The organism is Arthrobacter sp. TRD_SC_6, assembly GCF_055361185.1.
This window is the reverse complement of sequence record NZ_CM143953.1, coordinates 2,029,155-2,043,878: the sequence shown is the minus strand read 5'-3', so window position 1 is coordinate 2,043,878 and position 14,724 is coordinate 2,029,155. Positions and strand designations below refer to the sequence as shown.

Here is a 14,724-nt window from a genome sequence, read left to right as displayed (position 1 = left end):
TCCGGTCGCTACGGCTGCATCGGAATTCGGACGCCCCGCTCACGGGCCACCTCCCCGGCACGCTCGTAACCGGCGTCGACATGGCGGATGACGCCGGTACCCGGATCGTTGGTCAGCAACCGCTGCAGCTTCTCGGCTGCTAGCGCTGTGCCATCAGCCACCGAGACCTGCCCAGCGTGGATCGAACGGCCGATCCCGACGCCGCCGCCGTGGTGAATCGACACCCAGGTGGCTCCGGAGGCGGTGTTCAGCAGGGCGTTCAAGAGGGGCCAGTCGGCGATGGCGTCGGAGCCGTCCGCCATCGACTCCGTTTCCCGGTAGGGCGAGGCGACGGAACCGGAGTCGAGGTGATCCCGGCCGATGACGATCGGTGCGGAGACCTTGCCCTCGGCGACCAGCCGGTTGAAGAGCAGGCCCGCCTTGGCGCGGTCGCCGTAGCCCAGCCAGCAGATCCGGGCAGGCAGCCCCTCGAAATCCACGAGGTCGCGCGCAGCATCGAGCCAGCGGTGCAGGTGCTCGTTTTCGGGGAACAGTTCCTTCAGGGCGGCATCGGTGACGGCGATGTCTGCCGGGTCTCCCGATAACGCCACCCAGCGGAACGGGCCGAGCCCCTCACAGAAGAGCGGGCGGATGTAGGCGGGAACGAACCCGGGGAAATCGAATGCCCGCTCGTAGCCGCCCTTGCGTGCCTCGTCCCGGATGGAATTGCCGTAGTCGAACACGGTGGCGCCGGCGTCCTGGAACCCGACCATTGCTTCAACGTGACGCGCCATGGACGTTTGCGACTTCTTGGTGAAGCCATACGGGTCGCCGGAGGCTTCTGAGTCCCATTCGTCCAGGTTGACGCCCTCGGGCAGGTAGCTCAGCGGATCATGGGCGGACGTCTGGTCGGTGACGATGTCAACGGTGAACTCTCCCTTCCGGTGGCGTTCCAGCAGCGCGGGGAGGATGTCCGCGGCGTTGCCCACCACGCCCACGGAGAGGGGCCTGCGCTCTTCCTTCGCGGTGAGCACCTGCGCCAACCCATCCTCAAGGTCATCAGCGACGACATCGAGGTAACGCTTCGCTGCGCGTCGCTCCAGCCGTGACCTGTCGACGTCGACAATCAGCACCGCGCCACCGTTCAGGGTGACTGCGAGGGGCTGGGCGCCGCCCATCCCACCGCAGCCTGCCGTGAGGGTGAACGTGCCCGCGAGGGTGGCATTCGGAGAGCCGAACATGGCGCGCGCGACGGCGGCGAAGGTCTCGTAGGTGCCCTGCAGGATGCCCTGGGTTCCGATGTAAATCCACGAGCCAGCGGTCATCTGCCCGTACATGGTCAGGCCCTCGGCCTCAAGACGGCGGAATTCCGGCCACGTTGCCCAGTCCCCCACGAGGTTGGAGTTTGCAAGCAATACGCGCGGAGCCCACGGGTTGGTGCGGAAGATCCCGACAGGCTTGCCGGACTGGACGAGGAGGGTCTCATCGTCCTCCAGGTCCTTCAGCGAAGCGACGATGGCATCGTAGGCCTCCCAGCTGCGGGCGGCCCGCCCGGTGCCGCCGTAGACAACCAGGTCCTCGGGACGCTCAGCGACCTCGGGGTCGAGGTTGTTCATGAGCATGCGTAGCGGCGCTTCCGTCTGCCAGCTTTTCGCGGTCAACTCCGTGCCGCGCGGTGCGCGGATACTGCGTGAGGCATCATGTTGCGTGAAACCCGTCATGGCTGTGCTCCTGTGTGCTGCTGTTCTGTGAGTGATTCTGAGATTGGCGTTGAAAGAATTCCTGCGGCTTCTGCCGCGACCAGCTGCCCGATGCGCTGCGCGCCCTCCTCGGTGATCCGATAGGACGGGACCACGACGCTCAGCGCTGCGACCACCCGGCCGCCAGAGAGCACCGGTGCGGCTATCGCCGTAACATCCGGTTCAATACCCTTACCGACGACGACGAACCCCTCGCCTGGCGTCTCTCCCTCGAGCACCGTCCCCGCAGCCGTGCCGGTGAGCGGAATGCTCCTGCCGACCCAGCTGGTGTGCCGCACGGAGTGGGTGCCCTCGCGGACAGCCAGGTAAATGCCATGGCCATCATGGGAAGGAACATTCAGGTAGGCGGACTCGCCGGTGATCTCCACGAGGCTCTCAAGCGCGCTTTCGGCGAGGGATACGAGTGACTCGTGCGAGAGTGCCTGGGCACCCAGCTGGACGACCCGCATCCCGGGCCGGTAGCCGTCGTCGTCCCGGCGGACGAAGCCCGTTCCTTCCAGCGTGCGCAACAGGCGCAGTGCGGTGGAGGCGGACAGGCCAGCGTCGCGTGCGGCGTCAGCGAGTGTCACCGATCCGCGGTCGCACACCGCTCCGAGGAGCAGCAGCGCGCGTTCCACTGTTCGGGTTGATGTATCCGCCACCGGTTCCTCCTTGCGTTGGGAACAAATTTGTATTTCACTTATTGAAACGCTCATTTCATCTGTTGGCAAGATCAGGTAGCAAGACTTGCCAGCTCAACCGGCTAGGAGTGGCCATGCAGATCACCGTTGGTACTGGCGCGCTGGCGCCTCACGAAGTCGTGGCCGTCGCGCGGCTCGGCGCGCGGGTCCTCCTCAGCAGCGACGCGATCGAGGCCATGTCCGCCAGCCGCTCCGTCATCGAGAGCCTCATCGACGACCCAACCCCCCATTACGGCGTGTCCACGGGCTTCGGCGCCTTGGCCACAAAGCACATCCCCGTGGAAAAGCGCACCCACCTGCAGCGGAGCCTCATCCGCAGCCACGCGGCGTCGTCGGGCGCGGAAGTGGACCGGGAAATAGTCCGCGGGCTCATGCTCGGCAGGCTTTCCACCATGGCGACCGGGCGCACCGGAGTACGGCCCGTCGTCGCCGAAACCTACGCGGCGATGCTGAATGCGGGCATCACCCCGGTGGTCGGCGAATATGGGTCCCTTGGCTGCTCCGGCGACCTGGCGCCGCTTTCCCACGTCGCTCTGGCGCTGATGGGCGAGGGCGAGGTGAGGAACGACGACGGCGCGTTGCTGCCTGCTGACGTCGCTCTCGCTGATGCGGGGATCGCGCCGGTGGAACTGCGTGAGAAGGAGGGCCTTGCCCTCATCAACGGCACCGACGGAATGCTGGGCATGCTCGTGCTCGCCTCGGCCGACCTTCACCGGCTGCTGCGCACCGCCGATCTCGCCGCCGCCATGAGTGTGGAGGGCCTGCTCGGCACCGACAGCGTGTTCGCTGAGGATCTGCACCAGCTGCGCCCTCACCCCGGCCAAATGGCCTCAGCGGCGAACTTGAGGCGGGTGCTGGCCGGGTCCCTGCTGGTGGGCCAGCGTGATTCGGCGGAACGCAGCGAGCACCGGTTCACCCGCGTCCAGGACGCTTACTCGTTGCGGTGTGCACCGCAGGTCCACGGCGCGGCGCGCTCCACCCTGGCGCATGTGGAATCGGTCGCGGAGATTGAACTGGGTTCGGCGATCGACAATCCCGTGGTCACGGTTGACGGCCGGGTGGAGTCGAACGGTAATTTCCACGGAGCACCCGTCGGTTATGCGCTGGACTTCCTGGCCATTGCGGTGGCGGATCTCGCGTCGATGAGCGAACGGAGGACCGACCGCTTCCTCGACAAAAGCCGGAACCACGGACTGACCCCATTCCTCGCCCACGATCCAGGGGTGGATTCCGGGCACATGATCGCGCAGTACACGCAGGCGGGAATCGTTTCGGAGCTGAAGCGACTGGCAGTGCCTGCTTCGGTGGATTCCATTCCGTCCTCGGCCATGCAGGAGGATCACGTGTCCATGGGCTGGGCTGCGGGGCTCAAGCTGCGCCGCGGTCTTGATGGCCTGGCCCGGGTGCTTGCTGTTGAGTTACTCACTGCAGCCCGCGCGCTCGACCTACGCGATGGCGGTGTCGAAACCTCCCGCAGTTCCGCTCCCATTTTGGCGGCCCGGTTGGAGATCCGGAAGGTCGCCGAGGGTCCGGGGCCGGACCGCTACCTGTCACCCGAGATCGAGGCTGCCTATCGGCTGGTGGAGAACGGAACCGTGCTCGATGCGGTGGAAGCCGCTCTTGGGGAGCCGCTCGCATAGTTACGCCTCACCCCACTCCGAACAACTCCCACCAGCCCGTTGAGTGTGCAGATAACCACGCTTTCAACGGCGCAGCTTTATCCGGGAGAGCCATTCAATATCTGCACACCCACCGGGACTGCTGGAGACTTACCAGCGGTGCGCCACGTCAATGACCAGGCGCGAGGACGTTCCCGGGCCATCCAACGTGAAGACCCTGAACGGAAGATGCGCTCGCACGCCCAAACCGAACGTGGTGCGCGCCTCGAAGCTGTCAACGAAGGCCACCTGCCGGAAGGTGGTGAACCCTGAGACATTGACCGCTTCGGCGCGGACGGCGGGACGGTAGGTTGCGTTTCCCCTGGAGTCATACGCCGGAGCGTTGACGGTCACCTGAAGGTCAGCGGCACCACGCAGTGGGGTCGCCTTACCTGAGGCGCCAACGACGGCGCTTACGTACCTCACGGTGTAGCCGGCACCTCTGCCGCGAACGTCGATGACCAGCCGGTCAAAACAGGCATGACGTCCGGCACGGACATTCGTTATCGGCGAGCTTGTCTGGGCCGCACTGCTCTTCGCGAGTGAGCCCCAGGTAATTCCACAGTAGCTGGCTGTGGCACTGCTTGGCGCTACCAGGCCGAGCCCGCAAATCAGGAGCAGGGCCGCCAGTAGCGCACGGAATTTGTGCACGATGCACCACCTTTCTAGGGAATAGGTGGGATCATCGTAGGGCCATGCGATCTGGAAAGATCCGGTGGATTGAGTACCGGCGCACAACCGTTATTTCGCGGTTTCTGCTGCCTCGCTGCAGGCATCTTTGCACCCTGAATCGCAATCGGCTGGACGCCGTAATGTCATACGGTGTTTCACCGAAACTTTGCGCGCCAGCCTCCGAAGAGGCTAGGCCGGCTGCGGTTTCCTGCGGGTGAGCGCATTCATGACCGGCTCAGCGACCCGGGCGGCAACAGGTCCAAGCACGGCCATCAGCAGGACATAGGCGGTGGCGAGCGCGGCGAGGTCATCGGTCACCGCGCCGGAGGCCACTGCCAGGCCGGCAATCACGATCGAAAATTCGCCGCGGGCGATCAGTGCGGCTCCTGCCCGTGCCCGCCCCAGCCGTCCGACCCCCTGGCGTTTGGCTGCCCACCACCCCGTTGCAACCTTGGTTACCGAGGTGATGGCTGCAAGGAGCAGTGCGTAGCCGAGTACGGGCGGAATGGTGTTTGGGTCGGTGTTCAGACCAAAAACCACGAAGAAGATGGCCGCAAAGAGGTCGCGGAGAGGTTCCAGCAGGCGGGTGGCGTTGGTGGCCGTGGCCCCGGAGATGGCGATGCCCAAAAGGAACGCACCCACGGCCGCGGACACCTGCATCGCGGAAGCCACCCCGGCCACCAGCAGCGCTGCGCCAAGCAGGGTCAGCAGAAACACTTCCCGATCTTTCGAGTCCACTACAGCCGAAACCACGTTGCCGAATTTGAGCGCAACCACCAGGACGATGGTGACGACAACCAGCGCAATTCCCACAGCCTGAAGGCCGCCTGCGAAACTTACACCCGCCAGGACGGTGGTGAGGATTGGCAGGTACACGGCCATCGCGAGATCCTCAAAAACCAGCAGCGAAAGCACCACCGGGGTTTCACGGTTGCCCAGCCGTCCCAGGTCGGTGATCACTTTGGCAATGATGCCCGAGGAGGAGATGTAGGTGACCCCGCCCATGACAAGCGCCCCAACCGGCCCCCAACCAAGAACCAAAGCGATGACCGCGCCAGGCGCGAAGTTCAGCACGATGTCCAGGACCCCGGCCATCCAGGACTGCCTCAGCCCCGTCACCAGCTCACCGGCCGTGTACTCAAGCCCGAGCAGCAGCAGGAGGAGAATGACGCCTATTTCACTGGCGATCGCGCTGAAGTCCTCAAGGCCGCCGAGCTCGATGAAGCCGCCCTGCCCGAAGAAGAGCCCACCGACCAGGTACAGCGGGATGGGTGAGAGACCGATCCGCCCGGCCAGGCGGCCTAGGATGCCAAGACCGAAAAAGACGGCCCCCAATTCAATAAGGATCAGTGCGCTGTGATTCTCCACCGGCGGCTCAGCCGCCGCGCAGAATCTCGGCTGCGGCGTCGAGCCCTTCCGAAGTTCCGACAGCTACCAGCAGATCACCTGCGGCAAGCGTGAAATCAGGAGTAGGTGAAGCCTGAACCTGGCCCCTGCGCAGGACTGCTACAAGCGAGACGCTGGTCCGGGTACGCATCTTGGTGTCACCGAGCTTCCGGCCGTCGTACGGTGAATCAACGTCAACGAGGAATTGCCGTGTGTTAACGCCGGGCAGGTCCCGGTGTTCCTCGGTGAGCTGGGCGACGACCTGATGTGCTCCCAGCAGGTTTCCCAGCGTGGACGCTTCATCAGCCGTCAGGGGAATCGAGGCCATGCACGCATCGGGGTCATCAGCACGGGAGACGATCAGTTCGGTTTCCCCGTCACGCTGAGTGACGGTGCCTATGCGGCGCCCCGATGCGGTCACAATGTCTTTTCGGACACCGATCCCGGGCAGTCGTGTTTCTTCAACTCTCATGGTTTCACTCTAGTCCTGCGGGGCTACCGGAGGCCCTGGCGTGCTGTCCACCGCTGGCGAAATGCTGGCCGTGACAGGGATGGCCGCCTACCGCACGGGAGCAAGTGCGGCTGCCTCCTCTGAACCGTGGGCGCCCGTGATGATCCCCGCCGCAAGCTCAGCTATGCCCGAAGATGTCTGGAACCCATATCCGCCCTGGCCCGCCAACCAGAAGAACCCCTCTGCCTCTGGATCGAAGCCGACTATGGGCAGACCGTGGGCCGCCTGGGTGCGCAGCCCGGTCCAGGACCGGTGAACACCGTCGATTCCGAGCGTGGTGAGCTGATTCAACTTAGCGATCAATGCAGCAACGTCCTCCGGCCGGGCGCGCGCGTCTTCGGGCACGCTGGGAACGGATTCAGCCGGGGAGATCAGCAGGCCGTCGTCGTCGTGCCGGAAGTAGAACGTGTCATCCGCGGCGGCGACCATCGGAGCATCAGGCGGGAGCGGATTGGCAGCATGCACGACGGCGGCAGTGCGCCGGTAGGGCCGCAGGCCCTGAGTCGCCACCCCGGAGAGCACGGCGAGCTCATCTGCCCAGGCGCCGGCAGCATTGACGACGACGGCGGCGTGCACGGCATGTCCGCCCGCACCCACTTCCCACCCACTACGCAGCCGCTGGACCGAATGGACTTCAGCGCCGGTGAGGATTTCGACACCGTTCGCCGTTGCCTGTTCGCGGTGATACCGCAACAGGGCGTCGGTGTCGGAGCCCACCGCGGTGGTGTCCAGCCCGGCGGCGTCGAACCCCGACTGGGCGACCTGCGGGCATAGCCGGAGGGCATCCTCCCAGGAGATCCTCTCCATGGCCCCGCTGGCGTGTGCGACGACGTCGTCCTCGGACCCGATGAGCATGAACGCACGGGGAACAAGAATCGGCGCAGGCAACATTTGTTCGAACCCGCGGATGAGCTGCAGGGTCCGCTGGGTCAGCCGCTGGACATCGGGTGGCCCGTAACTGGGGATGAGCTGCCGGGCGGAGCGCGAGGACGTGTGGTAGGCGAGGGTTTGCTCGCGTTCAACGAGTATGACGTCGGGCCGGCTCCCCGAATGCGCCGGGTCCGCTGCGGACCCGGAGGCTCCCGGTGTTCCGGACGCAAGGGCTGAGGCCAGGGAGAGGCCAGCAATCCCGCCACCGACGATGAGGACGTCTGCTGTCAAAGCCACGGTGCACCTGCCTGGTTTCGAGCAACTCGGATAGTCCGGCATGGGAGCGTCAATCACCGGAGCGTTAGGTACTGTTCTAACAGACTCAAGCATCCGCCGTCCGCGGTTGCACCCAAGAAACGGAAGGCTACCGTGACCCGGGATCCCCTTGACCTGCTCGGACTCCAGCCCGAGGACTACGCACTGTGCCATGAACTGGCCGCCGGCGGCGCGAGCCCCGAAGTCCTTCACGCATTGGACGTCCTGCGTAGTGGTCTCGGGCGCATGGCCGAGAAGTCGTCATTGCCGGACCATCCGGAAGAGGCGTGGATGTCAGCGCTACTGCGTTTCGTGCCGGAGCTGCTGGCCTGGTATCGCTCGCGGCAAATCCCGCAGGAGGTCATCGGGGAATCGCTTGCGGACTGGGGCAGGCATTTCGCGCTGCACCGCAGGGTGCACGGGGAGTTTGGGTGTGAGACCTGGCGCTGGCTGGTACTGCACGCACGCGGCACCATGTTCCAACTGGGAAGACTACAGTTCATGCTGTACCAGCCGGAGGAGCCGCTGCCCGGCGGTGAGGGCGCTTATGCGTTGGGGGTCCACATCCCCGAGACGGGCGAGTCACTTTCACCGGAGGCGGTTGACTCGGCGTTCGCCGAAGCACTCCATTTTTTCCCTGTGCATTACCCGGAAGTCCGCGCAACTTTTGCCACGTGCGCATCATGGATTCTGGATCCCAGGCTGCGGCCCAGACTGTCTGGCACCTCCAACGTTGCGCGCTTTGCTGACCGTTTCACTTTCATCAAGACGCAGGGGCAAGACCCTACGGACGCACTGTACTTCGTCTTCCGCACACGGGACACTGCGAAACTCGCAGCCCTGCCCCGGGCCTCCTCTGTGCAGCGTGCAGTACTCGACCTGTACGACGCCGGCACCCCAGTGCTTGGGGCCGCCGGCTACCTCAAGCTCTGACGTCTTTTCTCTTCCCTTCCGGGTTTAGCCGAGCGCCACGCAGAGTACCGACGCATCGTCAGCGGCTTCCCCGATTTCGTCCTGGGTGGTGCGCAGCATCAGCATCAGCTCCTGCGCTCCCGCCGGCGTCTGCACAGCCTCGAGGAATTCCTGGGGACCGGCAACCAGCCCAAGGTCGACGGCGCGCCACGCTCCGTCGGAGGCCATCGCCACGAGGTGCGCCGGCTCCACCGTAACCAGCCGGGCGTGGCCTGCCGCGGCCGGTTCGCGCCGGGCAACCCAGACACCGTTCGGGGTGTTTCGTTCAAGGCGCGCCTTGCGCAACTCGTCACGCGTCGCTGATGGTTCGCTGATGCCCACGCCCACGTGATGCACTCCGCCTGTGTTGAGGGCCGCAACCACGTGGCAATCGGCGAGGCTGAGGACGTGGAGGGTGCCGTCGTCGTCGTTCGTTACCAGCGACACCGCGGCACTGGGGAATCGCTGGGACTCCTCCCCCACCAGGTCGTGCCCAAGCTCGTCCACTTTCGCCAGCGCGGCTGCGAGGACCTCCCTCGGGTTGACCGAACCCGCGCATTCAGCGAGGGCGAGGTTCAGGACCTGCGCGTACCAGGAAGGATTTGACGCTCCGGGCAGGTCCAGTTCCTCCAGGAGGGAGGTTGCGCCGTCGATCATCCATGCAGCGTTGTCGCGGTAGCCGCAGGCGTCCTCCATGATGTGATTGTCTCCTTCGGTCTGGACCCGGGAAACGTGTGTCCACTTCATCGCGTTGGTCCTTCGTCTGTGAGTACGGCTTCGAGTGCGTCCAGGCCTAACGCCTGGAACTGGGGATTGTCATCGGAATGCGCTGCCATGGCGGAGGCGATACATAGTGCCCATCCGCGGGCGCGCTGCCAGGTCGCAGGATCTGTCGGCCGTTCACGGTTGACCCGGTCCATGAACCGGCGGCGGCCTTCGTGATCGAAAACCAGCCAGGCGGCGGAAAGGTCTGTGGCCGGATCACCGCTGGTGAGATCGCCGAAGTCCAGGACCCCTGCGAGCTGATTCCGTTCGTCCAGCACGATGTTCGCCACGTGCAGGTCTCCGTGGAGCCAAAGCGCCGGTCCGTTCCAGGCAGGCTGGTCACGAAGCTCGGCCCACAGTCCGGCGATCCCGGCGGGCAGGCCAGCGCTGGCAATTCTCTGCTCCACAGCAGCGCTCCGGGTGGCCAACGGCACTCCGCGCGCCGGATTGTGCGGTGCGTCGCTGGGCGATTTCCGCTGGAACGCGATGAGGAAGTCGGCCAGCTGCTCGGCGCACGCCGTGCGGTCAGGTACGGTCACGTGGGCGGCGAGTGTGCCGTCGAGCCACGCCGTGATAGTCCAGTGCCAGGGGTAGTACGACGACGGCGCGCCGGTCCGCAGCGGAACGGGCGTCACCGTGGGGAGGCCCGTAGCCAGTTGCGGCAACCAGCGCTGCTCGTTGCGGATCAGTTCAGCTGCGGCCTCCCTGCGGGGCAGCCGGACTGCGTGGCCATCACCGAGCCGGAAGATCGCGTTGTCCCAGCCGTTGGCGACTTGTGTGAGCGGCAACCCTGCGAGGTCCGGATGTTGCTCGCTGAGCAACTGCCCAACCAGTCCGGCGGTGACGTCCACCTCTGCAGCGGGCATGTTCGCCATGGCATCCTCACCTTCTGCAAGGAGCAACCTGGGCAAAGGTGAGCGGTATTTCGCTCACTCCTGTCCAGGTTGACCCCGTCACTGTCCCAATCAAGTCCGGTCCAATTAGGTCCGGTTCGAAAGCCCGCGCCCTCGGGCTAGCCTTCGACGCCGAGACGCTCCAGGATCAGCTGCCGCACCCGTCCGGCGTCTGCCTGGCCGCGGGTAGCCTTCATCACGCCGCCGACGATCGCACCGACCGCCTGAAGTTTCCCGCCCCGGATCTTCTCGGCGACGTCGGGCTGGGCCGCAAGGGCGCCATCGATCGCTTCGAGGAGCGCGCCGTCGTCGGACACCACCTCAAGGCCGCGCTGCGCGACGACCTCCGTTGGTGTTCCTTCACCAGCGAGCACGCCGTCGAGCACAACACGGGCGAGCTTGTCGTTGATCTTGCCGGCGTCGATCAGCCCCTGCAGTTCAACGATCAACGCGGGCGTTACGCCCAATTCGGAAGGTTCGACGTCGGCAACCTTGGCGCGGCGGGAAATCTCACCCATCCACCATTTCCGGGCGGTTGCGGGCTTGACGCCGGCAGCGACGGTTTCTTCGATGGCATCCATGACACCCGCGTTGACGACGTCACGGAATTCGGCATCTGAGTAACCCCAGTCAGCCTGGAGTCGTTTGCGGCGTGCAGCCGGAGGTTCGGGCAGTTCGCTGCGGAGCTTCTCGATCCAGGCTTCGTCGGTGACCACGGGGACGAGGTCAGGCTCCGGGAAGTAGCGGTAGTCGTCGGCGTCGGACTTGGGGCGCCCGGACGTCGTCGAGCGCGTGTCTTCGTGCCAGTGCCGTGTTTCCTGGGTGATGAGTTCCCCCGAATCGAGGACGGCCGCGTGCCGCTGGATCTCGTAGCGGACGGCGTGCTCGACGGCGCGGAGCGAGTTTACGTTCTTGGTCTCGGTGCGGGTGCCGAACTTTTCCTGGCCCTTGGGCTTGAGGGAGACGTTAGCGTCGCAGCGGACGTTGCCGCGCTCCATCCGGGCATCGGAGACGCCGAGGTTCTTGACGATTTCACGGATGGCAGCGACATAGGCTTTCGCCAGTTCGGGTGCGCGCTCACCGGCTCCGACGATTGGCTTGGTGACGATTTCAACCAGCGGAACGCCCGCCCGGTTGTAGTCCACGAGGGAGAACTCAGCGCCCTGGATGCGTCCGGTGGCGCCGCCCATGTGCGTGAGCTTTCCGGCGTCTTCCTCCATGTGGGCGCGCTCGATCTCGATGGTGAACACGGTTCCGTCGGCGAGTTCGATGTCGATCGAACCGTCGTAGGCGATTGGTTCGTCGTACTGCGAGGTCTGGAAGTTCTTCGGGGTGTCCGGGTAGAAGTAGTTCTTCCGGGCGAAGTGGCACCTCTCGGCGATCTTGCAGTTCAGCGCCAGGCCGATCTTGATGGATGACTCCACCGCCACCCGGTTGATCACCGGGAGGACGCCAGGCAGGCCGAGGTCCACCGGTGTGACGTTGGTGTTCGGGATGTCCCCAAAGGCGTTCGGCGCCGAGGAGAACATTTTGGTGCGGGTGTTCAGTTCAACGTGAACCTCGAACCCGAGCACCGGATCATACTTCTCGAGGGCCTCATCGAAGGACAGGATGTCAGCGGTTGCAGCGCTCATTTATTTCACTCCAGCAATCTCGGGTGCCTGTGCCAGCAACGGTCCGCCCCACGTATCTTCGAGCAGCGCTTCAAGTGCGGCGCCCGCACGGTAGAGCCGTGCGTCCTGCCGGGCCGGTGCAAGAAACTGGATGCCGACCGGCAGTCCGTCAGCCAGACCGCCGGGAACCGAGATACCGGGGACGCCGGCCAGGTTCGCGGGGATGGTGGCGACGTCATTGAGGTACATGGCCAGTGGGTCGTCGAGCTTCTCCCCCAGCTTGAAGGCGGTGGTGGGAGCAGTGGGCGAGATCAGGACGTCGGCATGGCCGAAGGCGGCGTCGAAGTCCCGTTGAATCAGCGTCCGGACCTTTTGGGCAGAGCCGTAATAGGCGTCGTAGTAGCCTGCGCTCAGGGCGTAGGTGCCGAGAATGATGCGGCGCTTCACCTCGTCGCCGAAGCCTGCGGCGCGCGTGGCGCCCATGACCCGCTCAATGGTGGGGGCGCCGTCTGGCACTACGCGCAGACCGAACCGCACGCCGTCGTACTTCGCGAGGTTGCTCGAGGCTTCCGAGGGCATGATCAGGTAGTACGCGCCGAGGGCGTACCGGAAGTTGGGGCAGGAAACCTCGACGACGTCGGCGCCGGCCTGGCGCAGCAGGTCCAGTGCTTCGGTGAAACGGGCCTGAACACCGTCCTGGTAGCCCTCGCCCTGCAGTTCCTTGATGACGCCGATCCGCATGCCTTTGACATCGGCGTTGCGGGCGGCCTCGACCAGCGCGCCGACCGGGTCCGTGAGGGAGGTTGAATCGTGTGGGTCGTGGCCGCCGATCACTTCGTGGAGGAGAGCGGAGTCCAGGACCGTCCGGGAAACAGGCCCGATCTGGTCGAGGGAGGAGGCCATGGCGATGGCACCGTAGCGGGAAACGCCGCCGTACGTGGGTTTGACGCCCACGGTTCCGGTGACTGCGCCGGGCTGGCGGATGGAACCGCCGGTGTCCGTGCCGAGGGCCAGCGGTGCTTCGAAGGCAGCAACGGCTGCAGCTGATCCGCCACCGGATCCGCCGGGGATGCGGTCGAGATCCCACGGGTTGCGGGTGGGTCCGTAGGCCGAGTGTTCGGTGGAGGAACCCATCGCGAATTCATCGAGGTTGGTCTTGCCGAGAATCGGCATTTTTGCGTCGCGGAGCCTGCGGACAACCGTGGCGTCGTACGGGCTGTGCCAGCCTTCGAGAATCTTGGATCCGGCGGTGGTGGGTTGGCCCTTGGTGACGATGAGGTCCTTGACGGCGATGGGGACGCCGGCGAGCGGGTGCAATGAATCAGCGGAGGTCGACGTCCGTGTTCTTTCAGTGTCCACCTGAGAGGCGACGCGGAGTGCCTCATCGGTGTTGACGTGGAGGAAGGCGTTGATGGCCGGGTCCACTTCACCGATGCGGTCAAGGTGTGCCTGGACGGCTTCGACGGCGGACACCTCGCGGGATGTGAGTTTGTCTGCGAGCTGGGCAGCGCTGAGCCTGGTGAGATCTGTCATGGTCTACTCTCCGTCCAGGATTGCGGGCACCTTGAAGCGGCCGTCCGCATTGTCGGGGGCACCGAGAAGGGCTTCCTCGTTGGTGAGTGTTTCGCCAATGACGTCATCGCGGTACACGTTGCTGAGCGGGATGGGGTGGCTGGTTGCGGGGATGTCGTCGCCCGCAACTTCGCTGACGGCCTTGATGGAGTCGACGATGACGGCGAGCTCGCCGCTCATCCGCTCCAACTCTTCGGCGCTCATGTCGATGTGGGCGAGCCGTGCCAGGTGCGCGACGTCCTCACGGGTGATCTCGGGCATGTTTCTCCAGGAACTGACGATACTTGAGTACGGCTGTGGTTTCGGGTTCTAGTCTATGCGGGAGCGGTGACAGTGCTGTCCGGTTACAGCGCCAGGCGAAACACCCACAAGTGAATCTCTTCGTCGGGGACCCACCAGTCGCGGCTCGGTACACGTTCGAAGCCGAGCGATTCATACAGCCGGTGGGCACGCACCATGTCCGATCCGCTGGTCAGGCTGACCGCATCGATTCCCTCAAGGGTGCGCGCGTAATTGATGATCCATTGGACCATCTGGCGGCCCACTCCCCCACGTTGGGTTTTCGGGTCCACGGCGAGCATCCGGAATTCAAGTTCCCCTGCAATGGCGATGTCGGTGTAACGCTGGCCCTCGAAGGTGATGGCGACGGAGCCGACGACGACGCCGTCCTGTTCGGCCACCCAGACCTCCGCGTGTTGTGCCCGGTGTTCGACGTCGGAAAGCACCTGCATGTAGGGGTGATCTGTGTCGTGGAAGTAGCCCGCTTCAAAGTAAGCCTCGCGCGTGATCCGGCGCACCTCGTCGTAATCTTCTTCCGTGACGCGACGGATGGTGAGGTTCATGTGCGGAGCCTTTGTCCCTTGGTGACTTCGAATAATGTTTCGCCCACTCGAGAACCCTATTCGAAGTCGATGGAGCCGGTTGAAGATTTTCGAAGATGCTGGGTGCAAACTCTTCTGTTCGCATACTTATTCGAAATAATCAGATATGAGCTTAGCCGTTGCCATAGAGACCCCAGCACCGGGCCACGGCTGCCGGATTTGGCTTCGACGCCCCTACGCATTTGGACAACAGGTCCGTCCGGCCGGCCCTGCGTCAC

At 64.8% G+C, this 14,724-nt stretch carries 14 protein-coding genes; 2 read left to right on the top strand and 12 right to left on the bottom strand.

The genetic code is table 11. The annotated features are described in order from the left end of the window. Nucleotides 1–8 precede the first annotated feature (8 nt). Together hutU and ACWA1U_RS09685 are read right to left on the bottom strand one after the other, a co-directional pair. The gene (gene hutU, locus ACWA1U_RS09690) at nucleotides 9–1,700 is read right to left on the bottom strand and encodes a urocanate hydratase (RefSeq protein WP_463721997.1); all 1,692 of its coding nucleotides are present in this window, start codon (nucleotides 1,698–1,700) and stop codon (nucleotides 9–11) included. Next, nucleotides 1,697–2,380 carry an IclR family transcriptional regulator gene (locus ACWA1U_RS09685; RefSeq protein ID WP_463721996.1) on the bottom strand — a complete coding sequence of 228 codons (684 nt, stop codon included), beginning with the start codon at nucleotides 2,378–2,380 and terminating at the stop codon, nucleotides 1,697–1,699. The genes hutU and ACWA1U_RS09685 overlap by 4 nt, the downstream gene beginning before the upstream one ends. A gap of 113 nt (nucleotides 2,381–2,493) precedes the next feature. Between ACWA1U_RS09685 and hutH the strand changes: the two genes are divergently transcribed. Next, entirely contained in the window at nucleotides 2,494–4,059 is a 1,566-nt protein-coding gene (gene hutH, locus ACWA1U_RS09680; protein ID WP_463721995.1) for a histidine ammonia-lyase, read from the top strand. Nucleotides 4,060–4,188: 129 nt separating this feature from the next. On the opposite strand, the gene ACWA1U_RS09675 is transcribed toward hutH, so the two are convergent. From ACWA1U_RS09675 to ACWA1U_RS09660, 4 genes are all read right to left on the bottom strand, one after another. Then, a complete protein-coding gene (locus ACWA1U_RS09675) occupies nucleotides 4,189–4,728 on the bottom strand; it encodes an AMIN-like domain-containing (lipo)protein (RefSeq protein WP_463721994.1) in 540 nt (179 codons plus the stop codon). Between the two features lie 210 nt (nucleotides 4,729–4,938). Then, nucleotides 4,939–6,117 (bottom strand): cation:proton antiporter, encoded by a 1,179-nt coding sequence (locus ACWA1U_RS09670; protein WP_463721993.1) that lies wholly within the window; start codon nucleotides 6,115–6,117, stop codon nucleotides 4,939–4,941. 7 nt (nucleotides 6,118–6,124) lie between these two features. Then, nucleotides 6,125–6,607, bottom strand: a complete 483-nt coding sequence (locus ACWA1U_RS09665; protein ID WP_463721992.1) for a cation:proton antiporter regulatory subunit — start codon at nucleotides 6,605–6,607, stop codon at nucleotides 6,125–6,127. An 87-nt stretch (nucleotides 6,608–6,694) separates the two neighbouring features. Next, nucleotides 6,695–7,813, bottom strand: coding sequence for an NAD(P)/FAD-dependent oxidoreductase (locus ACWA1U_RS09660; protein WP_463721991.1), 1,119 nt, complete (start codon nucleotides 7,811–7,813; stop codon nucleotides 6,695–6,697). A 132-nt stretch (nucleotides 7,814–7,945) separates the two neighbouring features. Between ACWA1U_RS09660 and ACWA1U_RS09655 the strand changes: the two genes are divergently transcribed. Then, nucleotides 7,946–8,764: an acyltransferase domain-containing protein gene (locus tag ACWA1U_RS09655; protein WP_463721990.1), complete on the top strand. Its 819-nt coding sequence runs from the start codon at nucleotides 7,946–7,948 to the stop codon at nucleotides 8,762–8,764. A 24-nt stretch (nucleotides 8,765–8,788) separates the two neighbouring features. On the opposite strand, the gene ACWA1U_RS09650 is transcribed toward ACWA1U_RS09655, so the two are convergent. The 6 genes from ACWA1U_RS09650 to ACWA1U_RS09625 form a co-directional block, all read right to left on the bottom strand. Next, on the bottom strand, nucleotides 8,789–9,529 hold the full coding sequence (locus tag ACWA1U_RS09650) for a hypothetical protein (RefSeq protein ID WP_463721989.1): 741 nt from the start codon (nucleotides 9,527–9,529) through the stop codon (nucleotides 8,789–8,791). After that, nucleotides 9,526–10,422 carry an aminoglycoside phosphotransferase family protein gene (locus ACWA1U_RS09645; protein WP_463721988.1) on the bottom strand — a complete coding sequence of 299 codons (897 nt, stop codon included), beginning with the start codon at nucleotides 10,420–10,422 and terminating at the stop codon, nucleotides 9,526–9,528. The genes ACWA1U_RS09650 and ACWA1U_RS09645 overlap by 4 nt, the downstream gene beginning before the upstream one ends. Nucleotides 10,423–10,559: 137 nt before the next feature. After that, complete coding sequence (gatB, locus tag ACWA1U_RS09640) at nucleotides 10,560–12,074, bottom strand: Asp-tRNA(Asn)/Glu-tRNA(Gln) amidotransferase subunit GatB (RefSeq protein ID WP_463721987.1); 1,515 nt, start codon at nucleotides 12,072–12,074, stop codon at nucleotides 10,560–10,562. Further along, nucleotides 12,075–13,586, bottom strand: a complete 1,512-nt coding sequence (gatA, locus tag ACWA1U_RS09635; RefSeq protein WP_463721986.1) for an Asp-tRNA(Asn)/Glu-tRNA(Gln) amidotransferase subunit GatA — start codon at nucleotides 13,584–13,586, stop codon at nucleotides 12,075–12,077. A gap of 3 nt (nucleotides 13,587–13,589) precedes the next feature. Continuing rightward, a complete protein-coding gene (gene gatC, locus ACWA1U_RS09630) occupies nucleotides 13,590–13,886 on the bottom strand; it encodes an Asp-tRNA(Asn)/Glu-tRNA(Gln) amidotransferase subunit GatC (protein WP_463721985.1) in 297 nt (98 codons plus the stop codon). 83 nt (nucleotides 13,887–13,969) lie between these two features. Further along, nucleotides 13,970–14,467, bottom strand: a complete 498-nt coding sequence (locus ACWA1U_RS09625) for a GNAT family N-acetyltransferase (RefSeq protein ID WP_463721984.1) — start codon at nucleotides 14,465–14,467, stop codon at nucleotides 13,970–13,972. Nucleotides 14,468–14,724 lie beyond the last annotated feature (257 nt).